Origin of the sequence: Sphingobium sp. C100 (genome assembly GCF_000508185.1) — a bacterium.
GTDB lineage: Bacteria > Pseudomonadota > Alphaproteobacteria > Sphingomonadales > Sphingomonadaceae > Sphingobium.
The window spans coordinates 58,886-83,072 of record NZ_AYOY01000187.1 but is presented as its reverse complement, the minus strand read 5'-3'; the positions used below and the strand labels follow the sequence as shown (position 1 = coordinate 83,072).

Annotated in this window: 27 protein-coding genes; 3 read left to right on the top strand and 24 right to left on the bottom strand. The window is 65.0% G+C overall.

From position 1 onward, the window contains the following. From C100_RS43845 to C100_RS48895, 17 genes are all read right to left on the bottom strand, one after another. A partial coding sequence (locus tag C100_RS43845) for a relaxase/mobilization nuclease domain-containing protein (protein ID WP_024021505.1) occupies positions 1-1,322 on the bottom strand: 1,322 nt, incomplete at its 3' end. A gap of 244 nt (positions 1,323-1,566) precedes the next feature. Then, the gene (locus tag C100_RS43840; RefSeq protein ID WP_024021503.1) at positions 1,567-2,331 is read right to left on the bottom strand and encodes a lytic transglycosylase domain-containing protein; all 765 of its coding nucleotides are present in this window, start codon (positions 2,329-2,331) and stop codon (positions 1,567-1,569) included. Positions 2,332-2,334: 3 nt separating this feature from the next. Then, positions 2,335-2,682 carry a DUF736 domain-containing protein gene (locus C100_RS43835; protein ID WP_024021502.1) on the bottom strand — a complete coding sequence of 116 codons (348 nt, stop codon included), beginning with the start codon at positions 2,680-2,682 and terminating at the stop codon, positions 2,335-2,337. Between the two features lie 45 nt (positions 2,683-2,727). Then, entirely contained in the window at positions 2,728-3,273 is a 546-nt protein-coding gene (locus C100_RS43830) for a S26 family signal peptidase (protein ID WP_024021501.1), read from the bottom strand. Further along, positions 3,270-3,788, bottom strand: coding sequence for a DUF2840 domain-containing protein (locus tag C100_RS43825; protein WP_024021500.1), 519 nt, complete (start codon positions 3,786-3,788; stop codon positions 3,270-3,272). Before C100_RS43825 ends, C100_RS43830 begins: the two co-directional genes overlap by 4 nt. Next, positions 3,785-4,039 carry a hypothetical protein gene (locus C100_RS43820; RefSeq protein ID WP_024021499.1) on the bottom strand — a complete coding sequence of 85 codons (255 nt, stop codon included), beginning with the start codon at positions 4,037-4,039 and terminating at the stop codon, positions 3,785-3,787. Before C100_RS43820 ends, C100_RS43825 begins: the two co-directional genes overlap by 4 nt. After that, positions 4,036-4,674 carry a ParA family partition ATPase gene (gene parA / locus C100_RS43815; RefSeq protein ID WP_024021498.1) on the bottom strand — a complete coding sequence of 213 codons (639 nt, stop codon included), beginning with the start codon at positions 4,672-4,674 and terminating at the stop codon, positions 4,036-4,038. The genes C100_RS43820 and parA overlap by 4 nt, the downstream gene beginning before the upstream one ends. 208 nt (positions 4,675-4,882) lie before the next feature. Next, positions 4,883-5,770, bottom strand: a complete 888-nt coding sequence (locus C100_RS43810) for a replication initiator protein A (protein WP_024021497.1) — start codon at positions 5,768-5,770, stop codon at positions 4,883-4,885. Between the two features lie 11 nt (positions 5,771-5,781). Next, positions 5,782-6,066 (bottom strand): helix-turn-helix transcriptional regulator, encoded by a 285-nt coding sequence (locus C100_RS43805; protein WP_024021496.1) that lies wholly within the window; start codon positions 6,064-6,066, stop codon positions 5,782-5,784. Between the two features lie 126 nt (positions 6,067-6,192). After that, on the bottom strand, positions 6,193-6,603 hold the full coding sequence (locus tag C100_RS49005; RefSeq protein WP_235219134.1) for a DUF2285 domain-containing protein: 411 nt from the start codon (positions 6,601-6,603) through the stop codon (positions 6,193-6,195). Positions 6,604-6,643: 40 nt separating this feature from the next. Continuing rightward, positions 6,644-6,958 carry a transcriptional regulator domain-containing protein gene (locus tag C100_RS48050; RefSeq protein WP_188583788.1) on the bottom strand — a complete coding sequence of 105 codons (315 nt, stop codon included), beginning with the start codon at positions 6,956-6,958 and terminating at the stop codon, positions 6,644-6,646. 116 nt (positions 6,959-7,074) lie between these two features. Continuing rightward, positions 7,075-7,413, bottom strand: coding sequence for a DUF2285 domain-containing protein (locus tag C100_RS0125330; RefSeq protein WP_024021494.1), 339 nt, complete (start codon positions 7,411-7,413; stop codon positions 7,075-7,077). Positions 7,414-7,458: 45 nt separating this feature from the next. Next, positions 7,459-7,701: a helix-turn-helix domain-containing protein gene (locus C100_RS43795; protein WP_024021493.1), complete on the bottom strand. Its 243-nt coding sequence runs from the start codon at positions 7,699-7,701 to the stop codon at positions 7,459-7,461. 182 nt (positions 7,702-7,883) lie between these two features. Continuing rightward, on the bottom strand, positions 7,884-8,210 hold the full coding sequence (locus C100_RS0125325) for a DUF736 domain-containing protein (RefSeq protein WP_031310163.1): 327 nt from the start codon (positions 8,208-8,210) through the stop codon (positions 7,884-7,886). Positions 8,211-8,785: 575 nt separating this feature from the next. Further along, positions 8,786-8,926: a hypothetical protein gene (locus C100_RS49585; RefSeq protein WP_442800329.1), complete on the bottom strand. Its 141-nt coding sequence runs from the start codon at positions 8,924-8,926 to the stop codon at positions 8,786-8,788. Then, positions 8,923-9,225, bottom strand: coding sequence for a hypothetical protein (locus C100_RS43790; protein WP_442800328.1), 303 nt, complete (start codon positions 9,223-9,225; stop codon positions 8,923-8,925). Before C100_RS43790 ends, C100_RS49585 begins: the two co-directional genes overlap by 4 nt. 144 nt (positions 9,226-9,369) lie before the next feature. Then, complete coding sequence (locus C100_RS48895) at positions 9,370-9,537, bottom strand: hypothetical protein (RefSeq protein ID WP_162833680.1); 168 nt, start codon at positions 9,535-9,537, stop codon at positions 9,370-9,372. Between the two features lie 303 nt (positions 9,538-9,840). Here C100_RS48895 and C100_RS43785 point away from each other — a divergent pair, with 303 nt between their 5' ends. Then, a complete protein-coding gene (locus tag C100_RS43785) occupies positions 9,841-10,593 on the top strand; it encodes a hypothetical protein (protein WP_024021492.1) in 753 nt (250 codons plus the stop codon). A gap of 6 nt (positions 10,594-10,599) precedes the next feature. Here C100_RS43785 and C100_RS43780 read toward each other — a convergent pair whose 3' ends face one another. From C100_RS43780 to C100_RS43750, 7 genes are all read right to left on the bottom strand, one after another. Next, the gene (locus C100_RS43780) at positions 10,600-11,535 is read right to left on the bottom strand and encodes a DUF2493 domain-containing protein (RefSeq protein WP_024021491.1); all 936 of its coding nucleotides are present in this window, start codon (positions 11,533-11,535) and stop codon (positions 10,600-10,602) included. A gap of 315 nt (positions 11,536-11,850) precedes the next feature. Beyond that, positions 11,851-12,897: a DUF7146 domain-containing protein gene (locus C100_RS43775; protein WP_024021490.1), complete on the bottom strand. Its 1,047-nt coding sequence runs from the start codon at positions 12,895-12,897 to the stop codon at positions 11,851-11,853. After that, a complete protein-coding gene (locus tag C100_RS43770; protein WP_024021489.1) occupies positions 12,897-17,234 on the bottom strand; it encodes a strawberry notch family protein in 4,338 nt (1,445 codons plus the stop codon). Before C100_RS43770 ends, C100_RS43775 begins: the two co-directional genes overlap by 1 nt. A 150-nt stretch (positions 17,235-17,384) precedes the next feature. Further along, positions 17,385-17,786 (bottom strand): hypothetical protein, encoded by a 402-nt coding sequence (locus tag C100_RS43765; RefSeq protein ID WP_024021488.1) that lies wholly within the window; start codon positions 17,784-17,786, stop codon positions 17,385-17,387. A 97-nt stretch (positions 17,787-17,883) separates the two neighbouring features. After that, on the bottom strand, positions 17,884-20,025 hold the full coding sequence (locus C100_RS43760; protein ID WP_024021487.1) for a ParB/RepB/Spo0J family partition protein: 2,142 nt from the start codon (positions 20,023-20,025) through the stop codon (positions 17,884-17,886). A 175-nt stretch (positions 20,026-20,200) separates the two neighbouring features. Next, positions 20,201-21,394, bottom strand: coding sequence for a hypothetical protein (locus C100_RS43755; RefSeq protein ID WP_024021486.1), 1,194 nt, complete (start codon positions 21,392-21,394; stop codon positions 20,201-20,203). A gap of 160 nt (positions 21,395-21,554) precedes the next feature. Next, positions 21,555-22,976 carry an IS1182 family transposase gene (locus tag C100_RS43750; protein ID WP_024021485.1) on the bottom strand — a complete coding sequence of 474 codons (1,422 nt, stop codon included), beginning with the start codon at positions 22,974-22,976 and terminating at the stop codon, positions 21,555-21,557. A 153-nt stretch (positions 22,977-23,129) separates the two neighbouring features. Here C100_RS43750 and C100_RS43745 point away from each other — a divergent pair, with 153 nt between their 5' ends. Together C100_RS43745 and C100_RS43740 are read left to right on the top strand one after the other, a co-directional pair. After that, the gene (locus C100_RS43745) at positions 23,130-23,408 is read left to right on the top strand and encodes a metal-sensitive transcriptional regulator (RefSeq protein WP_024021484.1); all 279 of its coding nucleotides are present in this window, start codon (positions 23,130-23,132) and stop codon (positions 23,406-23,408) included. Positions 23,409-23,470: 62 nt separating this feature from the next. Then, positions 23,471-24,175, top strand: coding sequence for a MauE/DoxX family redox-associated membrane protein (locus C100_RS43740; RefSeq protein ID WP_442800327.1), 705 nt, complete (start codon positions 23,471-23,473; stop codon positions 24,173-24,175). The last annotated feature ends 12 nt before the right edge of the window (positions 24,176-24,187 follow it).

Here is a 24,187-nt window from a genome sequence, read left to right as displayed (position 1 = left end):
GGCTCGCGGGCGATCGCCTGCCGATCGAGCCAGGTCGCGCCGGTCGCGGTAACCTGGGCGGAGATGTCGAGATCCGAGCGAACAGCAAGCGCGACGCGCCGCTGGCCCCGCGCATCGTCGAACTTGCGCAGTTCGACGATCGAACCCGGCGCGCTGTCACCGGCGGCCTCAAGATCGGGCAGCTTGATGTGGTGGGTTCGGCCATCGACGCCGTCGACCACGGCATAGGCCGTGCCCTTGAGCTCGTCGTCGAGACCTCGCGTCACCAACCGGCCGACGACGGGATCGTTCAGGCTTTCGCCTGCGAGCACATAGTCGGCCGCGCCACGTTCGATGCCGCGGTCGGTCAGCGCGCGGTGCATGCGCTTGATGGTGTCGCCGCGCTCGCCGAGGTCGCGTAGCGTCGCCTCGGCCTTCTCCGAGATCGTCCATTGGCCGGGACCGATCTCGTTGGCGAGGCCGAGCCCCTCGAGCTTGCGGAGCCGCCCGACCTTCAGGGCGTGGAATCCGTCCGGCTGCCGGTCGGGATGCGGAGCGAGATCGATGACGCCGGTCCTGTAGGCGTCGCGCGCGAGCTGACGATCGAGATTGGTCCAGCGCTCGGACTCGACCTGGCGCTCGATGGTGCGACGGATGTCCAGATCGGTGCGCGGTCCCAGTTCTTGGGTGATGAGGTCGCGGGCCCGGTCGCGCATGCCCTCCTTGATGTAATCGCGCGAGATCACGAGGTTCTCGCCATCGTCGCGGACGCCGCGCACGATCAGGTGGACATGAGGATGCTCGGTGTTCCAGTGATCGACCGCGACCCAATCGAGCCTCGTGCCGAGGTCCTTCTCCAACTGCCCGACCAGCTCGCGGGTGAAGCCCTTGAGGTCCGCCATCTCCACCGCGTCGTCGGGCGACACGATGAAGCGGAAGTGATGCCGGTCGTCCTCGCACCGCTCGGCGAAGGCCTTGGGATCGACGTCGTCCCGGCCGGGGCCGAACAGCCGCGCTTTCTCTCCATCCCGGGTGACGCCCTCGCGGCGCAGATAATTGAGGTGGGTGCCGAGCGGCGCATTGCGTCCGCCCTGGCGCACGACGCGCGCCTTGACGACGGCCCCGCGAGAGCGGGCGGTGAGCAGCCGGTTGGCCTGCACCGCCGCGCGCTGGCCGCGGCCGAAGCGTGAGCGGTTGCCGGGGCCGATCTGACCACGCCTGGAGACTGCGCCTCCGGCCTTCTGCGCGGCGGCAAGTGCCTGCGCGATGAACGGCCTGGCCTGCTGGGCGCGCGTTGAACGGATACGGCCCGGCCGAATGCGGAAATCGTCGTCGGCGCTCATGGGCATGGCCCCGCACATCGCGCAAAGCCCAGGAAATCGTTGGGAAAGCGCCGCGCGCGCAGGCTGCGCCGATCAGGCGCACATCGCGTAAACGCGCCATAACCCCTTGAAAAACCACAACCGCACAAGGCCGCACATCGCGGCCCTTTATCCTGCCATCGTGCGGTTGTGATGACTGCTTTTCCCACTTCTGACGCCAATTCTACGCCAGAGCCCGACAATGCCGCAGGGAGTGCGAAGCCCATCATCGCGGCCCCGCACTGCCGGTTCGCGCCACGAACAGCCCGTCCGATCGCGGTCCAGACCGTGCCGGATCGGCTGCGGAATCTGGCGCAGATGGTGCAGCGGTATCCCCGTCGGGCTGCGGCCGATCTGCACCCGTCCTGCTATCGACCTGCACGATGAAGAGCGGCGCATGGGTCCAGGCGAGCGGATCGGCGGTCGCTACCGTGACGGGGGCAGCAAGACCGCCGCCACCGATGATCGGTGCGAGAGCGGCGACATAGGCGCGGGTTTCGGTCGACAATGGGCGACCGGTGGCGCGATATTCCTCGTAGCGCCCGGGACCGGCATTATAGGCCGCCAGAAAGCCGGGCGAACCGTAGCGATCGTGCATCTCGTGCAGATACGCGGCGCCCGCCATGATGTTGTCGCGTGGGTCGAATGGATCGCCGCCGAGACCATGGCGGGTGCGCAAATCTCCCCACGTCGCTGGCATGATCTGCATCAGCCCCATCGCGCCCTTGGGTGAGATCGCGCGCACATCACCGCGGCTTTCGACGCGCATGACGGCCCGAATCCACGTTTCCGGAATGCCGAACCGGCGCGCTGCGTCGGCGATATGATCGGCATAGGGATCGCTAAGTGATGCGCGCTCCACCGACGCGTCTTGTGCGGCGGCCGGGACGGTCGACGACAGGCCGGTGAACAGGCCGGAAAGGAGAAGGAAGACTGTGTGCCGGACGGTGGGAAACCGTCCGACAACAGCGCGATGGCGGCGGGCCGGCATCGCTCAGTCCCGCTCGCCGCGCTTGGGCGGGCGGTTCCAGTGCAGGCCCCAGGCGGACTTGTCGTCGGCCGACTGGAACAGGTTTGCGCGGATCGGCTGCGGAAAGCATGGATCATCAAGCTGCAGCGCGACGTAATCTCCCGCCTTCTCGCCGGTGCGCTTCCAACCCGCGCCGAGTTCGGCTCGGGGTTCGTTGTTCATACTGTCGAAGACGTACACGCGGAAATCCGGCGCATTCTCGGCATCGGACGGCTCGGCCGGAATGATGATGATGTCCTGGTGCAGCAGGAGTGTTTCCAAGTGGCCGATGAAGCCACCATCGTCGCGGGTGAATTGACCGATCAGAGACATGATTTCCTCCTTCAGATTGCGGTGAGGTTGGGCATGGGCTCGCCGTCACCGCGTTGGCGCGCGCCAGACGAAGCGGCCATCGCCGTCCTCGTCGGTGTAGAGAGGGATGGCCCGACCGATCACGGCCGAGGCAGGCAGCGGTCCGAAGTAGCGGCCGTCGAGGCTGTCGCGGACTTCCCAGTTCATCAGGAACAGCTCGCCCTCGGCGACGACGCGGCAGCCCTGCCAGACGGGCAGCGGATTGCCGTGGCGGTCGCGATCCAGCGCCTCGCCCATGGGCACGGCGTCGACGGTGATCGCGACGCCCGTCCTGCAAACCCGCTGGCCAGGAAGTGCCACGACGCGCTTCACCAGCAGCACGCCGCGCGGCAGATAACCGCCCTCAGCGAGGAAGCTCGCGAGCGGCTCGGGCGCATTCACGGCGACCAGATCGGTGACGTCCGGTGACCGGTCCGGCTCGATGGAGTAGAGGCCAATGGGCGTGCTGGCTGAGGCGTTCCAGATCAGCTTCGGCGCGAAGGAAACGAGCGACAGAATGCCGAGCAACGACACGGCGGCCGTCGTGGTGATGGCGTAGCCGAGCCGGCTCATGCGCCAATCTTCCGGCGGGAAAGGAAGGCGCGATGGCGCTGCATGGTGTAGCCGCGCGGCGTCTCGCCGGCGGTCAGGCGGTTATGGACGTGCCGCCAGTGATCGGGTGAGACATCAACTGGATCGATCCCGATGGCCTCGACCGCGTCGATGAGTTGGAGCACGCGCTCCACTTTCGGCCAGCCATCGACCCGTAGCAGGATGTCGCCGCCGGGCGTCACGGTCGGGAGCGTGTGGCAGGGTTCGCCGGAAGCGACCGCGCGCAGAATGTCGAGCCGGGAGAGCACGGTGCCGTGCTCGTTCGCGGACCAGCGCACCAGCGCGAAGGTCGCACCGGGAGGGAGGAAGAGGATGCGGCGGCGGCGGTCGAGGACCTGTTCGCGGACCTCGCGGCCGAAGCGGATCCAGTGTTCGATCTGCTTCTCTATCCAGACCAGCTCGACCTGGGTGAGATCTTCCTGCGGTGCATGAAGGGCGCGGCCGGGGCGCGCGGATGCGGCGGCAAGGCCGGTCATTGAGCGTCTCCTTGGGCTGATGGGAATTCGCGCTCGAACAGCGCGCGGAGCATGTCGGCGACCGTCTGGCCGCGCTGGAAGGCCGCGATCTTGATGCGGCCACGCATGTCGGCGGTGACGTCGATGGTCAGTCGGGCTGAGAAGTCATCGGCGGGTAGAGAGCGCTGCGTCTGGCGATCAGGCGCCTTGATCCAGCTCTCTGGATCGCCTGGCCGGGATGCGAAGCCGCGCTTGGGGGATCGTTCGCTCATGCGCCGATCCTCGTCACCTCGGCCGCGAGCGCGGTGATCTCGCGCGCACCCGGACAATCCTCATTCTGCTCGGCGGCGAGCCGGCCGGTCTGCAGGACATCGGCGAAGACGATGCGCTGACCGATGGTCGTCGCCAGCAATGGCGGGTCGTGATCGGCGAGCGTCTCGGCGGTTTCGCGGGCGAGCACCGTGCGGGCCGCGCAGCGGTTCAGTACGAAGCGGGCGGCAAGCTGCGGGCGGTAGATGCGCGCTTCGCTGAGCAACGTCAGCATCTCGGCCGACGCCCAGCCGTCGAGGGGCGACGGCTGCACCGGGATCAGCACGAGATCCGCGGCGAGCAGCGCCGAGCGCATCAGACTGGCGACGCGTGGCGGACCGTCGATGACGACATGGTCGGCGTCACGCGCCAGCTCCGGCGCCTCGCGATGCAGGGTGTCGCGCGCCAGGCCGACGACACCGAATAACCGCTCCAACCCCTCCCGGCTACGCTGCTGCGACCAGTCCAGAGCCGAGCCTTGCGGATCGGCGTCGATCAGCGTGACGCGCTTGCCGTTGCGAGCCCATTCGCCAGCGAGATGCAGCGCCAGCGTCGTCTTTCCGACGCCGCCCTTCTGGTTGAGGAGCGCGACGATCATGACGGTCTCCCGGGAAACGGGGACTCGTCCACACGGCGCGAAAAAGCCGCTTCCGTTAGAAAGATTCCGAAGGAATCTAGGTTAGATAAGTTACGGGGCTCGCAAGCTGCTGATTTAGCGCGAGAAATCGAGGATTTCGGTCCCCGATAGCACGAGAGTCCGGTCCCCAATGGCACGATAGGGCCGGTCCCTGATAGCACGAGACTATTCACAGCTTATCCCCAGGGCGAGTTGTCGAGCGGCGACGGCGGCGCGGAATGCCGAGCGCGTCGAGATCGGTGGGTGCGAAGGACAGGATTTCTGGACCGCCGACGCATTGCTCGATGGTGAGCCGGTAGCCGGGCAGCGGCTGGCGGCGGACGATGTCGCGCAGGTCGTAGGCGAAGTGCTTGAGCGGCGAGAGGCTACCGGACTTGGCATGGAGGTGGGGGAAGTCGAAGCTCCAGCCGAACTCCTGTTTACCGCCGTGCTTGCGCACCAACCGGTAGAGCCAGCGCTCCAGGCCACCAGTGAGGTCGAAGTATTTGCGGTTGATCGTCAGCACGAGCGCGTCGTCGAGCACGGCGCCGTAGAACCAGTCGGGGAGGATCAGCTCGAGGCCAAGCGGGCGGCCGCGGTGATCGGCGCGCTCCTTCCATTCGTTGATCCAGGAGAAGCGGTGCATTCGCCGCTCGGTCGGCTGGCGGATTGAGGTCGCCACCGTGGTCGATTGCAATCGATCGAGTGCCGCCTTCAGGCGGTCGTAGTCACGTAAGCTGACGCCGCGGCCGATGAAGTTCAGGATTTCGTATGGTGTGGTCGCCATCAGGCGAGAGGGGCGCAAGCCCACATCGCGCGCTTCGACGATCTGCGAGGCCGCCCAGATCAGGACGTCCGCGTCCCAGATCGTCGCCATGCCGTGCTCGGGCACGGCTTCCACGCGGATCTTCACCGAGCCCGCTTTAAAGTCGATCGGCGCCAGGCGCTTCGACTTGGCGAGCGAGAAGAACGGATAGGCCATAAGGTCCTGCGCGTCGCGGGGCGCGAGATCGCCGGGCAGCGCCCGGAACAGATCGAGCTGCGCGCGGTCATCGTGATGGGTGTGGCGGGACAGCATGGCCGGCCGCCTCAGCGTGGGAAGCGGCCGCCGGCGGTGGCGGGCGAAGCGATCTGGCGTTTGGCCGGCAGCACGGTGCCGCCGCGCGGATCGGAGGTGGAGGTGACGAGACCGCGATCCGCCCAGGCCTGAAGGTCGTCGACGGAATAGACGACGCGGCCGCCGAGCTTGCGGTAGATCGGACCGGTCCCGTAGGTCCGGTGTTTTTCAAGAGTGCGTTCGGAAAGGCCGAGGAAGCGCGCCGCCTCCTGCGTTCTCAGGTAGCGTGGCGGTAAATTGGCGGCTCTTTCGGCCATGATCGCACCTCCGTGGTCTCGCGGGCGGCCGCTTCGAATAAGCGGCGGGTTGCGACCACGGTGGCGCGAAGACGGTGCCCCGGACGATGTCGAAGTAAGATGCTAAAATCGACACGCGAGCGGGTATCAGCGATCCCGGCGTGGGCGGCGCAGCAATGTCCGATAGCCGCCGCGAACCAGCTTCATGCCGTCGCGGGCGAGACGGATGGTGATCTCCCGGATCGGGTCGCCGACCCAGGAAGCTGCGTCAATCTTGTGCTGGGGGAAGAGATGCTCGGCGACGGTGCGGTAGATGGCGCCGCTCTCGCGCGCGTCGACAGCGCGCAGCATCTGGCGGGCGCGCTGACGTCTCTGTAGCGTCATGCGTGGATCCGGCGGCACGCGCTTGCCGAACATTGCATGCCACAGGCGTTCAACCGCAGTCAGCCGGTCAGGCGTCAATTCGTCGAACATGACGAATGCGCCGAGGGGGCGGGCATCATCGACGTCGACCAGGGCAACATCGTGGGGCTCGCCACGCAGTGCGAGCCGGATCAAACCAGGATCATGCTCAAGGATGGCGTGGGTGCGCAGATTCTCAGCGCGGAGGCGGATTTCTCCCGCCGGGCTCGGTCCGCTGGCGAAAGGGAGTGTCGCCGGATCGGTTTGCGGGGTCCAAAAGATCGGCTGGATGAGTGCCGAGTTGCGAGGGTCGGCGACGAAATCGCAACCCCCATTGCTCGGCAAACTGTCGGGCGACGTCTTCGGTCAGTCGCCCGACGGCAACCAACTCTCGATATGATCGTCTGTAATCGGGATTGCGACGCAGGAACTCCCAGGCAAGATCGCCGGGGGTCAACTTGTCGATATAGTCATAGGCGGCTTCAGACCGCCAACTTTCATCTTCGGACATCTCCACCGTCTCCGCGCAAGGTCTACAACGCGAGTTATGCAGAGGATACGATTCCGGGTTGAACGGAGCGCGGGAAGAACGAAGTGGCCGCAACGTGATGCGGTTTACGCATCACTTCAGTGCAGGCGGCCCTGGAGCAACTCGCAAAAACCGCTCTTCGTCATCAATTTCGCGCGGTCGAGATGACTGGTGTAGATGCGCTGAGCGCGTTCCGGTTCGGCCTTGGCATCAAGGCCGAAGAGGACTTCGACGACTTCGCGCCAGTCGGCTTTTTCAGCGTCGGCATCCAGCAGCCGGACGTACAGCTTCAGATGCGCCTCGTCATAGGCGGTCAATGCCGCCCCAGCCGGCGGCTGGTCGAGAAAATCGTCTTTGGTCACAACATCCCCCGATCGCGAGATGTATCCAAACTGGAGGATATTGTTAACCGTGATTTGATCGGAATGATAACGCATGACCTTGACGCGAGACGAATTTGCAACGCCGCGACTTGTGGAACGTCAGGTTTCCTTCTTCGCATCAACGAGCAGCACTCCCTTGCCCTGATCTGAGTTCAAGAAGACAATGCCGGCGCGTTCGAAAGCCCGTCTCACCTCATCGCGCGTGCTCTCAAAAACCTCGAGGCCACTGGTGGATTCGAGGCGTTTGAGCGCGGTCAATGAGACCCGGGCCTTGTCAGCGAGCGTCTCCTGTGTCCAACCCAGCAACGCGCGTGCGGCCCGAAACTGTCGGGCGGTGATCATGCATGATCACCTCCCACACGGACCTACGCGTACGCCAAAACTACGACTATAATAGTCGTTCTTGGCAGCGTATTCCAGTCGGAAGTGCTTATTCGCCCTCTGTCAGGCCGCCGACATCGCAACTGATTCGGTCGCAGCAAAGCCGAGGCCCCGGCCTTCCGGTCGGGGCCTCGCGCGGGGCCTCAGTCGCCCCGGCGCCCGTTGGGACGGGACCAGATGAGCGAGAGGGTCTCGCCTTCCTCGTCGTCGAAGAGGTTAGCGTAGATCGGGGCGTTGAAGCTGGGGTCGTCGAGCTTCAGGCCCAGATAGGCGCGCCCTTCGTTGGAGGTCTTGGACCAGGCGGCGCCGATCTCGGCGCGGCCGACGAACACGCGGTGGCTGGGGGCGTTCTCGCCGGTGGCGCGAGCCTCGGGGACGATGCGGACATTCTTGGTCTGGACGCTGAGGGTGACGATTTCGCCGGTGAACTCGTTGTTGCCGGTCTTCTTGAAGGTGCCGATGGTCGCCATGGTAGTTCTCCTTGAACGCTGTTCCGAGCCCGCACCATTGCGGCCTCGATGGCGATCGAGAGGCCGGAGGCGATTGACGGCGCACCCCGCAGGGGCCTGACAGCAAAGGAGAGGCTTTCTTGCCTCGCGAGGAATGACGGCGCAGCCGGCAGGGGAAGAAAGTTTCGACGCCGCTGTTGCCGCATAGGCGATCGAGGCGCAGCCGACCTTCGGCCAGATCAGCCATTGAAGAGGCCGTTTTGGAGCGGTCGGCATGACAGAGACGCATCAAAGGAGAACGTGGCGACCATACCGACCGATGGACCGTAGCGACGTCTGACACCGCGGGTCAAACCAGCTCCGCCAGACGCTACGTCGCGCCGATTCCTGCCCGTCGCCCACGAGATCGCCCCCTCCCGGCACTCGCACCGTCTGCGCGCTGCCACGGCATTGCCACCGGCGCCGTCACCGATGGCATGGCGCGTCAGTTGGGTTAACCGTCGATCCGGTCAGCGCGATTGCAAGCGAGCTTGGCGACGAGGAAGGCGCGACCGCTAAAACATCAATTGACCATCCCGCCGCCGCCTGCACCGATGTCAGGTTCGCACGATGGTCTGCCCAGTTGGCCCGGGCGTGCCCATGGCCGTCATCCGGATCAGCGCCGTGACGCCAACGGCGATTGCGCCGATAACTGAGAAGATGAGCTGCCAGATGTCGGAGGGCATGGTATGTTTCACGATGCCATGCGTCGCGTGGTAGCCGGCGAGCGCCGCGGGCGCGACGAGGCGAGTGCGTTCGCGAGCCGTATCCAGAGCGGACGGATGAAGGCGAGCAGGAACTGGCCGAGGCCGAGCGTCACTGCGGCGGCGGAGAGGCCGACGAGGATCGCTCCGAGCCAACCGGCACCGGTGCTATAGGCCCAAGTCGCGGCGCTGACGCCCGCGAAGAACGGCAGCGCGAAGACAGCTAGTGTAAATAGAAGCCAGCACAGGGCGCCGATCGCCGCGATGCTGGAGAGGATGTCGATGAAGACCATGGTGGTGTTCTCCGTGAGATAAAGGTCTGACGGTTGCGCCTCCACCACCACCACGGCGCATTGATAGTATAGCCGAAGAGAAGGCAGGGCGGGAGCGGAAATCCCGTGGGACTTCCGCTTGCGGCCCTGTCGCCTTGCCCGCGATTAGCGGGCGAAGGGGTCGATCTCGTGAACGATGGCGGCGGCTTCGCCGTCATATTCGCCAGCGGGCATGACGCCCATGGTGCCGTCCCCGGCCTGGAAGATGACGATCGAGACCATGAGGGTGGCGGCGAGGCTGAAGGCGAAGGCGTGAGCTTGATTGAGGGACATATGACCGGCTCCTGTCTTGGAGGCGGGAGACCATCTCCCGCGCGACAGGCGCCCGAGGTGTCCGGCCGATGGCCGCAATCACCGCGTAGGCGAAGCTGGAGCGGCGGCACGCTTTGCGTAGTCCGACCCTTTACGGGTTGATGGCGTCAGGCCAGCGGCTGGACCAACGATTAGCGCAATGGAAGCGGGGGATGGTTTCTCGCTTCGACCGAGTGCTAGGATCGCCCCACAGCAATTCACTGCGTTGGATTCGAGCAGTGTCCTGGTCGTCCGCGTCGGAAGGCAGGAGGGCGCAAGCAAACGATGGCAGCCGGATTTCACATACCAGACGGCAACGACGCCCTTCGAGATGATCTTCCGGCAGTGGTCGAACTGATCGAGCGGACGGCCCGGTGGGTGAATCTGGAGACTTTCCGGCGTCTGCCGGTATGGGCGCCGCATACGGCTCGCGGACGGCCGCTCTATGACGCTGTGTGGTCGCGCCGGTACACGAACACGAAAAAGGCGACCAAGATCACCGCTGAGAAGTTCGAGGGCAATGTCGCCGCGCTCAATGCACTCGTGGCGGCTCTGGGCGTCGCGGCGCCGAAGCCGAAGAACTGGACCGTGTGTCACATCTGGGGATACGACGATCCCTCGTTCGCTCAGCAAAGCAGCGTCGTCCAGGATCTGCGCTACTTCTCCTGCGTCGCCAATATGGTGTGGCTGCCGACCCCGCTCAAAGGCTTCACGGACACGATGCCTGAAATCAAGGCGATGCTGCGGGTGTGCGCTTTCCACCTTTACGGCTGGGCTTGCGAGCATCCATCGGTTGCCGAGCAATATGAGAGGGTCAAGAACGGCTGGATTCCCGAAGGCTATCCGAAGCGCTGGCCTTGTCCAGAGCGCCCTGGACTGCTTCCGCCGGGTACAGCGCCGTTCGGGGAACGGATCGAGCGCGAGATTGCCAAGCGGAAGGGCAAGCTGAAGGCCGACCTCGCGAATGCGGCCTTCCTCCATTATCCGAAGGAGGAAGTGCTCGCGGTGCTGAAGTTCTGGGGCGTCGACCTGGGGTGACGGCGCTCACGCGCCGCCTCCCTTCGGACGGAAATCGAACAGCGGAATGCCGAGCTTCTTCGCCTTGTCGGCGAGATTGTCCTGAATGCCGGTGCCGGGAAAGACGATCACCCCGATCGGCAGGACGTCGAGCATCTGATCGTTGCGCTTGAACGGCGCGGCCTTGGCATGTTTCGTCCAGTCGGGGGCGAAGCCTACCTGTGGCACTTTGCGGGTGTCGGCCCATTTGGCGGCGATCTTCTCGGCGCCCTTCGGCGACTTGCCGTGCAGCAGCACCATGTCGGGATGTTTGGCGTGAACCTGATCGAGCTTAGCCCAGATCAGGTGGTGATCGTTGAAGTCGAGCCCACCCGTGAAGGCGATTTTCGGGCCGGCGGGTAGCAGCACCTGATTGTCGGCGCGCTTCTTGGCGGCAAGGAAGTCCCGGCTGTCGATCATCGCCGAGGTGAGATTGCGGTGGTTGACCATCGACCCGCTGCGGGGACGCCAGTTCGACCCGGTGTGGCGCTCATAGTGTTCGGCGGCCTGGTCGCGCATTAACTCGAAGGCGTTGCGGCGTTCGATCATGGTTTGGCCCTCCGCCGTCAGGCGTTCCAGCTCGACGGCCTTTACTTCGCTGCCATCCTGTTCGCGCTGACCGCGACGCTGCGCCTGCTCATTGTTGTCCAACTCGCGCTCGATCCGGTCGGTGGCTCGGTGGAAGACATTGACCGTCGACCAGAGGAGATCGTCGAGGTCGGGCTCGAGGCGGGTGTCCTCCAGAGTGACGATCAGGGCGTCGAAGATATCGGCGATGGCGCCGGCGACATGGTCGCCCTCCGGAAGCGGTCGTGGATCGGGCTCATCCGTGAAGGGACGGTAGCCGTAAAGCTGGAGTTCGCTCAGGACATGGTCGGTGGGTGAAGAGGCGTGGTGCGGTTCAAAGTCGTCGTGCTCGCTCATCGGGATGCTCCGTCGGTTCGACCGCGACCCTCGCGGCCTTCATGGCGACGAAAGCCGGCGGGCGGTTCGGACCTGCACCCGCAGCGAAGCGGAGGGCCGGAGCACAGCGGAGGATGACGAAGGCGGGCTATTTTGTTTCGCGATGGAAAGCGGCCCTTGGCCGCGCCGGAAAATAGTCCGCCGCAGACATTGCGGGTCCGGGCCGTTTGCTGGCCGATCGCCCTCTCGAAGGCCGGGGCGCGGTTCTCTCCGACCTCAAGATCATCCGAGCGATGCCGACGACGGCGCACCCGCAGCCTGCATTCTCCTGTCGGCCTATGCCGCCAGCGCCATGAAGCGTGCGACGTCCTGTGGCGCGATCTGCACCCGGGTCGCTGCCCGGAGGCTGTCCAGGCCAGCTAGGCGAAGATCCTCGTTGAAGTCGCCTAGGTTTGGAGACACCACGACCGCCTCGATCCCGGCCGCGTTCGCCCGTTCGATCAATGTCGCCATCGCACCGTCGCCGGCCGGATCATTGTCGCGGGCTATGTAGAGCCGGCGCAGCGTGTCGGGGAACAGGATGGCCGAGAGATGCGCCGCCGAAAGCGCCGCCGCCATCGGCATGTTGGGCAGCGCCATCCTGAGCGACAATATCGTCTCGATGCCTTCGCCCGCCGCCATTACGTCGCCAGCCACACCGAAGCGAACGGAATGTCCCAGAAGGTCGCCCATCGCCCGTCTCGGCGTGTCGATCGGAGCCTTGCCCGAGCCGTCTGCAGCGAGCCAGGTGCGATGCGCGCCGGTTTGACGCCCGGCGAGATCGGTGACCGATGCGATCATCGCTGGCCAGGTCTCGGTCGGGGAATGTTCGTCAGGCCGGTAGTAGCAGCGGGGATGGAAGCGCAGGCTTCCGGTTCCGTGCAAATCCGTAATGCCGCGTGTACGGAGATACGTCTTTACGAGTGTGCCCGAAATCGGCTGCGCCATGGCGAACAGCCGCCGGGCCGCTTCCGGCGATCCGGTCGACGCTGGTGACGTGCGCTCGCCACCATGTGGACGGTCCGGTTCGGGATGGGGCATCGACAGGAAGATGCGCGCCTCATCGGCGACATCCTTGAATTCGACTAGGCCGCAGCTCTCGCGGATGACGTCCAGCAGATCTCCATACTCGCCGGTGGCCGCGTCGGTCCATTTGCCGGCGGCGCCCTTGCCGGTTTCGCCGCCTTTCAGCCGCACGAACATCGAGCGGCCGGGCGTGTTGCGCACATCGCCGACCAGCCAATAGCGGCCCTCGCGATGACCGGCAGAGAGATAGTGGCGGCATACCGCCTCGGCCTGCCGGCCGAGACGGTATGCCAGTTCGGAGGCGTCCTGCCGTGCCATCACGCCGCCTCCCGCTCGCTGACGCGCTCGACCGGATAGCGCTCCAGCACCTTGGCGAGGATGGTCGCCCCGGTCGTATCGGTCGGCACAAACATTCGCAGCTTCCACGAGATGATCTCGTGGAATAGGCCATAGGCCCGCAGGCGATCGCGCATGGCGTCGGTGAATCCCGACAGCTCGATGCGGTTGGCGCCCATGACGCGGACGCGGCGAAGCTGAAGACCCTCGGTGAGGTCGAGGATGGTCTTCCCGTCCATCAGCGCCATGAAGGCATCGTCGGGCGTCAGGGTCGAGGTGCCGGTCGCGAGCGCGCCGGCTACCCAGGCGGCGGAGACACGGCGGCCAACGATGCGCTCGCCGTCGTCGGTCTGGAGTCGATAAACCCGCGTCGACTCGCTCGGGAGGCGTTTCCAGATCGGCAGCAATAGGCCGCTGACGACATGGATGGTGCTTTCGGCATACTCCGGCACCTCGGCTACCTCGGCGTTCCATGCCGCGGTGAAGCCCGCCCGGTCCGCGTCGATCCAATGGGTCTCATCCATCATCTTGAAGGGGATGTTGTGCGCCTCCATCGGTCGGATCAACCGCACGCGCCGTTCGATCTCGCCATCGTCCAGCATGATGCTGGTGGTCGGGATCTGCACGGCGGCGCGGCCCGAACGCTCGTTGACCAGCAGCTTCGCGCCCGGATCATCGAGATGGTCGAGCGCCTCGGCCAGCGTCACGGGACGGTTTCGCTGGCGCTGGGTGATGGTCAGCAGCCGAGCCTCGGCCCCGGTGCCAGGATGGACGTGGATCGTTCGGCGGTCGGTGACGATGAAGCTCTCGGCCTGCAGTGTCTCCAGCCCCACGTCATAGCTGCCCGAGGCGATGGCGCCTTCGATCTTGGCGTTCAACAGCCGCTCGAACGCGGTGAACAGGACACCCTGAAGGTCGATGGTCAGTGCCAATAGCCTGTTCAGGAAGGTGGTGATCGGCGGCAGTTCGTCCTTGATGCCGGTGGAATCCATCAGCGAGAGGCCGGTGGCGTCCTCGAACATCTGGAGCGAGCAGCCGTCGACCTTGCCGCGCACCAACAGCAGGTAGAGCTGCCGCAGGGCGTCGCGGGCGTAGTGCGATTCCAGATTATCCTCGGGCCGGAACAGGCCCTGGCCGCCAGTCTGGCGCTGGCCGCGCGTGATTGCGCCGAGCGTGTCGAGTCGGCGTGCGATGGTCGAGAGGAAGCGCTTCTCCGCTTTCACGTCGGTCGAGATCGGCCGGAACAGCGGCGGCTGCGCCTGGTTGGTCCTGTTGGTGCGGCCCAGGCCCTGTATGGCGGCGTCGGCCTTCCAGCCCGGCTCCAGCAGATAGTGGACGCGCAGCCGCTGGTTCCGCGCCGACAGGTCGGCGTGGTAGCTGCGCCCGGTGCCGCCGGCGTCGGAGAAGATCAGGATGCGTTTCTGATCTTCCATGAACGCTTGGGTCTCGGCGAGATTGGCCAATCCGGCGCGGTTCTCAACAGTGAGACGGTCAACGCCACCGGGGCTGGTCTTGCGGACGATGCGGCGCGACCGTCCCGTCACCTCCGCCACGATGTCGGTGCCGAAACGCTGGACGATCTGATCGAGCGCGCCGGGGACCGGCGGCAGCGAAGCGAGCCTCTCGATCAAACGGTCACGACGGGCAACGGCGTCGCGGCTCTCGACCGGCTGGCCGTCGCGAAACACCGGTCGCGACGACAGGTTGCCCTCGCTGTCGGTGAAGGGCTCATAGAGCTGCACCGGGAAGGAATGGGCGAGATAATCCAGAACGTACTCGCGCGGGGTGATGTCCACCCGGACGTCGTTCCATTCTTCCGTCGGGATCTCCGCGAGCCGGCGTTCCATCAATGCCTCGCCGGTCGAGACGATCTGGATCACGGCGGCATGGCCGTCCGCCAGGTCCTGCTCGATCGAGCGGATAAGCGTCGGCGTCTTCATCGACGTCAGCAGATGGCCGAAAAAGCGCTGCTTGGCGGATTCGAAGGCTGAGCGGGCCGCGGATTTGGCCTGGCGGTTCAACGTGCCCCCACTGCCATCAGGGCCGCCGGTGATGTTGGCGGCCTGCATTGCGGCGTCGAGATTGTTATGGATGACGGCGAAGGCTCCGGCATAGACATCGTAAATGCCGGTCTGCTCAGGAGTTAGCTGGTGCTCGACCAGTTCGTATTCGACGCCGTCATAGGAAAGCGACCGCGCCGTGTAGAGGCCGAGTGAGCGCAGGTCGCGGGCCAGCACTTCCATCGCGGCCACGCCGCCGTCCTCGATCGCTTCGACGAATTCGGCGCGGGTGGAGAACGGGAAGTCCTCGCCGCCCCAGAGACCGAGGCGCTGGGCGTAGGCGAGATTGTGGACGGTGGTCGCGCCGGTCGCCGAGACATAGACGACGCGCGCATTCGGCAGCGCGTGCTGGAGGCGCAGGCCCGCGCGGCCCTGTTGCGAGGCGGCGACGTCGCCGCGTTCGCCCTTGCCGCCGGCGGCATTCTGCATGGCGTGGCTCTCGTCGAAGATGATCACTCCATCGAAGTCGGAGCCCAACCATTCGACGATCTGCTTGACGCGCGAAAGCTTCTCGCCGCGGTCGTCGGACCGTAGCGTGGCATAGGTGGTGAATAGGACGGCTTCCGAGAGCGTGATGTCCTTGCCCTGCGGGAAACGCGACAGCGGCGTGACCAGCAGCCGCTCCATTCCGAGCGCCGACCAGTCGCGTTGCGCATCCTCCAGCAGTTTGTCGGATTTGGAGATCCACACCGCCTTGCGGCGCCCCCGCATCCAGTTGTCGAGGATGATGCCGGCCGACTGGCGACCCTTGCCCGCACCGGTGCCGTCGCCAAGCATGAAGCCCCGGCGGAACCGCACGGCGTTCGGCGCATCTTCGGGTGCGGCCGAGACGACGTCGAAGGTCTCATCGAGCGTCCACGACCCCGCGAGGAAGTCGGAGTGCGCCTCGCCGGCGTAGATGATGGTTTCGAGCTGGGCGTCCGAGAGAAGCCCTTCGGTAACGATGTTGGCGGGCAGCCGGGGCCGGTAGCTCGGCCTGGGCGGCGCGACCGAGGCCATCGCCACGGATTGCACCAGCTTGGTCGGGTGGGCCTGAGCACCGGGAATACGGATCGCCTGCAATCCGTATTCTTCATAGATCGCGTCGGTGATCCGGTCGTTTTCGGCAGGCGTCCACTCCACGGTCTCATAGGGGAGTTCGACGCCTTCCGGCTCGATGGACGCGGGCGTGGCGGGCGCGGCAGTGGTACGGGCGCGGTATCCGCGAATGGTGCGGGGCGACGCGGCGGACGCCGAGGTTTTCACTGGCGGCAGGGTTGCAGTCGGACGCGGCGGAACCTGTGTCGCGATCCAGCCGAGCAGCGTGTCGACATCGGGTGCGATGCCTGGCGAAGGGGGAAATGCCGAACGATCGTCGGCCGGCAACTTGTCGATGACCGTCAGCCGCGTGTCGATGGTCGTGCCGTGCTTGGCATAGACCGAGCCGTCCACGGCCGCGGTGAAGACGACGCGGCCACGCTCCTGAAGCCGGACGAAGGCCGCAGCCCAAGCCGGATGGTCGGGGCTGAAGTTGGCGCCAGTGATCGCCACCAGCCGCCCGCCATCGGCGAGCCGGGCCAGTGCAGAAGCGACATGGCGATAGGCGGCGTCGGCCACGCGGCCGGAGACGTTTGCCATGACTGAGAATGGCGGGTTCATCAGTACGACTGAGGGGGTGGCGTCCGGCGCGAGATGATCGTCGATCTGGGCCGCGTCGAAGCGGGTGACGGCAACGGCCGGAAACAGCGCTGCGAGAAGATCGGCACGGGTCTCGGCCAGCTCGTTGAGGAGGAGCGTTCCGCCTGAAATCTCGGCCAGGACGGCGAGCAGGCCGGTGCCAGCCGATGGCTCCAGCACGATATCGCCAGCAGCAATGGAGGCGGCCGCCACGGCGGCAAGGCCGAGTGGCGTCGGCGTTGAGAACTGCTGAAGCGCCTGCGATTCTTCCGAGCGCCGCGTATGCGTCGGCAGGAGCCCGGCGATCTTTGAAAGAGCGGAGAAACGTGCAGCCGGAGATGCGGCTTTGCGGAAAAGTGCTTTTCCGTATTTGCGCAGGAAGAGGACTGTCGCGACCTCGCAGGCCTCATAGGCGGCCTTCCAGTCCCAGGCGCCACTGGTGTCGGATGCGCCGAAGGCTGCTTCCATGGCTGCACGGAGGATCGCGGCGTCGATGCGCTGGCCGCGTTCGAGATAATCGAGAAGCTGTTGCGCCACCGCGAGGATCGGGGACGCACGGGTGCCGGGCGCGGCCGGAAGGGCCACGGGAGACAGAATGTTCATGGGAGGAACCTCGGGAGAGCGGAAGGGACAAGCCCGGCGGCGCTCTCTCTCGACCGCCCGGACTCGACCCGTCCCGGCCGTCCTCTCCCTCTCGTCCGCTGACATAAAAAAGCGCCCGACCGTGAGGCCGGGCGCGCGCATGGTCGGGAATCATCGCACACCTCCCTCAGCTAGCCACCGGCCGGTGCTGATCCACTCGATCGTGCGGCCGGTGGAGAGATCGAGCAGATGGGCGCCGCCGGAGCAACCGTCGACGACAGGTTCCGAGGCGACGCCGGCCCACTGAAAGCCCCAGGTGCCGGTGAGCGCGAATGTCTCCGCGCAGCGGGTGACGAAGGTGACCAGCAATTGCGGATCGGCGGTCCCGGGGTCGCGAAGCCAGAGGCGTGTCGCGCCGTGTTCGGGCGTCAGGGAGAGCAGGAACGGCTCGGCGGGCGGGTCCTCGCGACCGTTCTCGGCCATCAGCGCGGTGTAGATGTCGAACGCCTGCGCGACATTGGCGACCGAGCCGACGTCGAGCAGGCAGGAGAAGCGGGTGAGATATTCGGCCATATCAGGCTCCTGAAACGAAAAGAGCCCGGCGCTGTGCCGGGCTCTGAGTGGATGGGATTGAAAGTTGCGGAGCGGCCGAAGCGGCCCCGCGAGCCGCTCATTCGGCAGCGATGAGGTGACGCTCGTCATCTTCGCCATCGGCCGGCGATTCCAAGTCATCGTCGGCGTTGAGGAAGTCAGGTAGTTCGGCCCCGTCGGCTTCTCCGCCGCCGTCCACTTCCGATGCCGGATCGCCGTCGACGTCGGCAATCCGAAGCGGCTCAGGCAGCCAGCCGCTGTCGGCGAGGAGACGCTCGGCTTCCTTGGCCATGTCTCCCTTCTTCAGATGGTCGATGAGTTGGGCCGCCCGTTCGCCGGCGCCCTCGCGGACGGCTTCGAGGATGCGCGGCTTGGTGACACGGTTGAGGTAGTTGCCGAAGGTCGGGCGCCACCCAGCTTCGACCAAGTCGAGCCCGGTCGCCCGCGTCAGCCGGTCGGCCTGCGCGAGCCTCATATCGAGCGTATGCTGCGACACGCCGCCCGCGCTGTGCGGGTTCGGCCGCTCATAGAGGGCGTTGACCCCATAGCTGACGCAATGCGCCAGCAAAGCCATGCGGCTGGCATCGTCAAGCGCGGCGAGCCAGTCCCAGAGGGCGTCGTCGTCCTTCGGGATGTCGGCGGCCCAGGCGTCGTGACGCTCCTGCACAGCCCGCGCGGAGGGGCTGTCTTTCAGCGTCTCGTCCTGAACCGGGAAGAAGATGTGTTTCACCCCCGCTTCCATGGCGCCCGTGTACATGCGGGTCATGAAGTTGTCCGAGACCAGCTTGTGGAGAAGCGCCGTCATGGCGATGTGCGGGTTTTCCGCCACCGCGTTGCGCAACGCGAGGGTGCGGTAGGCGGTCAGCTCGATCACGAGGCGTTCGGGCAACGGCTTGATGCTGTCGTCCTCATCGTCCTCCGGTTCGACAGGCTGGCCGCCGATGGTGATGACGGCGCGCTGCACCGACGGGCTCGCGGTGCCATCGGATTCGATCTCCTTCTCCGATCCTTCCTCACCATCGGTCCGGACCTGAGGCACATCCTCGGGCCGGACGAAGCCGCGGTCGACCGAAAGCGATCCGTCGGCGTCGATGCTGACGAAGACGCCGGCGATGGCGATGTCGGTCGGGTCGAAGTGCTCCGGGCGATCGTCGAACGTCGCCAGAGCCGTCTCGATCTCGCCCATACGCTCGTCGACCTCGTCGGGCAGTTCGTCGGCGTCCTGATATTCCGCTTCGAGCCTGGCCTGCTCGGCGGTGAGCGCCTCGATGGTCGCCTGTTCCTCCGCCGATAGATCGATCGGCGTACCGGAGACCTCGTGAAGGCCGCGCACGGCATCGTAGGGGAAGCTGACCGCCACCTCGATCCACTTCCAACCTTCGGCGGCGATCGCCTCGGCCTCGGCCTTCAGCTTCTCGGCGACGAGGCGATCGAGAAGCCCGACGTCCTGCAGCCAGCCGCCATCGTCGGACTGGAACAGGTCGCGCATGACGATGCCGCCAGCCGCCTCATAGGCTTCGATGCCGAGGAAGACGGCACGCTTGTCGGAGGCGCGCACCGTGGTCTCGGTCAGCATGCGCCGGATCTGATAGGGCTCCTTCGACCAGGCGTCCTTGATCGCGTCCCAGACCTGGGTCTGACGCTCGTGGTCTTCGGAGACCGTGAAGGCCATGAGCTGCTCAAGCGTCATGCCGTCGTCGGCATAGACGTCGTGGAGGACCGGTGAGACGGTCGCGAGGCGCAGCCGCTGCTTGACCACGTTGACGGGCACGAAGAACGCCGCGGCGATCTCTTCCTCGGTCATGCCCTTGGTCAGCATGTCGTGGAAGGCGCGAAACTGATCGAGCGGATGGAGCGGCGCGCGCTCGATGTTCTCGGCGAGCGACACTTCCTCGGGAAGGATGACGCCGTCGCGATCGCGGACCACGCAGGGGACGGACGCGATCTTGGCGAGACGCTTCTGCTTCACCAGCAGTTCGAGTGCGCGGAAGCGGCGGCCGCCGGCGGGCACCTCGAACATGCCGGTCTCGTTGCCTTCGGCGTCAACGACGGGGAAGACGCTGAGGCTCTGGATCAGGCCGCGCCGGGCGATCGAGGCCGCCAGGTCCTCGATCGAGACTCCGGCCTTCATCCGCCGGACGTTGGACTGGCTGAGCACCAGCTTGTTGAAGGGGATGTCGCGCGAGGACGACAGGATGATCTTCTGAACAGCAGTAGCCATCGGGGATTACTCCGCGACGGGCGGCCGAGAGACTCTCTCTCAACCTCCAACCCGTCACGGAGCGAAGCGCCGCCCTCTTCCTCTAAAGGGGGCAGCGCCACGAAGCGGCAAGCCAGAAAGGCACGGAAGCGCAAAGCCGGAGACACGGAAAACCGCATCCCCGGTTTCGCGGAAATCAGGCGGCTCGATCAAGCAGCTTCTTGGCCTTGCCCTCCATGTCGAGGCGGGCGTCCTGATGGGGCTTGTCGCGCGCGACGGCGGTGATGCCCTGCACGAAATCGAAGATGGACTCCGGCGGACGGCCTTCCTCGGCCAGCACCCTGTCGATGATCTTGCCAGTCTCGGCCTTGGAGAAGCCCCGCCGACGCAGGAAGTCGGTGCGGTCCTCGTCTGTTCTGGCGACGATCCGCTCGCGCGCCGCCTTGATGCCGTTGACGAATGGCAGGGGCGAGGAGTTCGCGAAGTTCAGCAGCGCCGGGGCCGCCTCGTGCGCGAAGCGATTGGCGGCGTATTTGGAATGGCGGATGGTGATTTCCTCGAAATCCTCCACGCCCCACAAATTGCGATTCTGGCAGACCGCGCGCAGATAGAAGCTCGCTATGCCGAGCGTCTTGGCACCTACTTCGGAATTCCAGCAATAGAAGCCGCGGAAATAGAGGTCGGGCGATCCGTCCGGCAGTCGGCCGGCCTCAATCGGATTCAGGTCGTCGACCAGGAACAGGAAGACGTCGCGGTCGGAGGCATAGAGCGTGGTCGTATCCCTGGTGATGTCGACGCGCGGATTGTAGATCCCGGTCGACCAGTCGAGCACGCCCGGCACCTTCCAGCGGGTGTCGCCCGTGCCGTTGCCGGCAATGCGCTGCACCGCCTCAACCAGTTCGTGATCGTAGATCCGGCCATAATCCGGGCCTGTGACGGCGCGCAGTTCGACGCGGCCGGTGTCGGTTTCGAGCGTCTTGACCTGCTCGGCCCGATTGGAGGTCAGGCCGTATTGCAGGTTGATGCCAGCAAGTGTGGCTGGGAGCTGGCGCAAATAGGCGGCGGGCGCTCCGACCAGGCTGGCGAGCTGTCCAAAGGACCAGTGTGTTGGCGCGGTGGCCATGTCGGTGCCCGGCAGGATCAGCGCTAGCCGTTCCGGGTCGTTGCGGTTCGCCTCGACGTGGATGAGCGCGCTCTCCACCACCCGCGTCCGGCTGCGTTCGGTGCGGTCGCGGACCGTGTGGGCCAACTCGGACAAGGAGAGGTAGCGTTCGTCGGCCGGACGCGAGAACCACTCAGACGAGACGCGGCCGATCCGTTCGCCGCGGCTGACATCGACCTTGTAACCGCCGCTGGTGTCACGGCGCGCATCGAGAACTTGCATGTTCATGGGACCAAACTCCATGACGGGCGTCGGAGACCTCTTCTCCAACCTTCAACCCGTCACGGGAAACAAGTCCACTCTCTCACTCTCAGCGGGGCGTTGCGGGGCAGGCTGTGCAAAAACTCGCGACGGCCCTCCGAAGATACGGCCCAAAGTGCCGAGCGGATCAGGCGGTGCTGACCATTTTCCGGTGTCCGAAGGCATTCACGGCATGGAGGACGTTGAACGCCAAGATCGACAGGGCCGCTTCCGCTTTCACCGCCCTCAAACCCCGTGTCAGGAATCGCCCGCCCCCTGACATTCGTTTGATCGTGCCAAACGGATGTTCGACAGTGCAGCGCCTGATTTTCATCAAATCTGGATCGGCATATATGCGGGCTTCCATCCGATCGAGCGCCGCCTGATCGAACAGGCGATGGATCGTGCGCTGGGCACCTGGAGTGCATTGCGATTTTATAGCGCACACCTTGCATGCGGACGTCCTGTATCGGATTGCCCTGTTGCGGGTGTGCTTTCCCGACGGCCGCAATGTTTCGCCTGCGGGGCAGCAGATGGTGTCCGTGACTTCGTCATAGACAAACTCGGTGGGCCGGAAGTGTTCACTGTTCAGCGCACCGCGCTTGATCGGTGCTGACACCGTGACGGCGTCACGCTCGCATCGGGCCACTTCCTCGGCGTTGGAATAGCCTCCATCGGTCAAGACATGGAGTTCGTCGGTATCGAGTACGCGCCGAGCACCCGTCGACATCGGGTAGAGAAGATGGCTGTCATTCGCGTCATTGAAGACGTCGTGATGGACGATCAGGCCGCTCTCGACATCTACGACGCTCTGAAGATTGTAGGAAGGCACCTTCGGAGCCCGTCCATAGCCCATCGGCTTGGCGTCCGGCTCACCGAAAACGAGCACCTTCTCTTCTCGCTTTTCCAGTTCGATCTGACGCTTGGCCAAACGCTCTCGACGTCGCTGTAACGCTACGACCGCACCCCTGAACGCTTCGCGGTGAGCGGGCTTGTCGCTGAACCCCTGTTCGACCTGATCGTCGATCGTGTCCAGTCGCTCCAGGTAATAGCTGATTTCGCGTTCGGTATGCGCGAGGTCCCGCGCCAACCGCTCGGCTCCCGCAATATTTTTCGGACTGGCCACGGCGCGCATCTTCGTGCCGTCGAGAGCGACCATTTGACCGCCGATCAGCCCGTGATCCCGGCAGAAATGCACAAACGCGGCACTCGCGGCGACGATCGCTTCGGGATTGTCATGCCGGAACGCCGCGATTGTTCGATAGTCCGGCGTGAGCCGCCGCATCAGCCAAAGCGCTTCAAGATCACGGTGACAAGCGCGCTCGAGCAAGCGGGAAGAGCGCACTTGATTGAGGTAACCCCAGATATAAAGGCGGAGCATGTCGGCGGGGTGATAGCCAGGTCTGCCTGTAACAGCGCTGACTGCGCGATCGAATCCAAGGTCGGCCAAGTCGAGACCGGCGACAAAGGCATCGACCACCCGCACCAACGCTTCGCGCGCAATATAGTCGTCAATGCAGGGTGGCAGGAGAGCTTCCTGTCTGCGATCCACGCCTTCAATAAACCCCATTCTCGCCTCCCGTCCGATGGGCGCCGGCATACAGAATTGGTCACTCTAGAGCCGGTTGTGTAGACCAACCTCAGTCAACAATACCCGAGACGAGTCAGTACGTGCATTCCCGCTCTGGAGGGAACAAATACCCCGATAGGGTATTTATAAGATGTGCCGACGGAAAAGAATAGGACAGCGGTTCTGAATCGCCTGCGCAGGATCGAAGGGCAGGTGCGCGGGGTCGCGCAGATGCTCGAGCAAGATCGCTACTGCATCGACATCCTGCATCAGATTCAGGCTGTGAAGGCTGCGCTCGCCAAGGTCGAGGACCAAGTGCTAGCTGACCATGCCGCCTCCTGTGTCAACGAAGCGATCGCCTCGGGCGATCCTTTGGCCCAGCGCAAGAAGTTCGCCGAGTTGGTCGATCTGTTCGGAAAGGTGAAGCGATGAACGACATGAGCAACAAGCCCACCGCCGATCCGGTCGCCGCGAAGGAAGCGACCGTCTACCGAATGGTGATGGACAAGCATATCTGCCCTTGGGGCCTCAAGACCGTGCATTTGCTAAAAAGCGAAGGCTACGAGGTCGATGATCGCTGGCTGAAAACACGCGAGCAAACCGACACGTTCAAGCAGCAGCACGGTGTCAAAACGACACCGCAGACCTTTATCGCCGGCGAGCGTGTGGGCGGCTATGACGACTTGCGCCGCTTCCTGGGTAAGACGGTCAATGACCCCGACGCGACGACCTACAAGCCGGTCATCGCGATCTTCGTTATGGGCGCGGCGCTGGCGCTCGCCGTCAGTTGGCTGATGGGAAACGCTCTGCTCAGCGTGATGAGCGCTGAGCTCTTCATCTCGATCACTATGTGCCTGCTCGCGCTCCAAAAGCTGCGCGACGTGGACGGATTCGCGACGATGTTTCTGGGCTACGATCTGCTCGCGCAGCGCTGGGTGCCCTATGCCTATCTCTACCCGTTCGGCGAGGCTCTCGCCGGCATCCTGATGACCGCGCATGCGCTCAACTGGCTGTCGGTGCCGGTTGCGCTGCTGATCGGCGGGATCGGCGCGATCTCGGTGTTCTACGCGGTCTATGTCCAGAAGCGCGAACTCAAATGCGCCTGTGTCGGCGGCAATTCAAACGTTCCGTTGGGCTTTGTATCGCTCACCGAGAATCTGATGATGGTCGCCATGGGCGTCTGGATGATCGTCGCCTGACATACGTCCTAC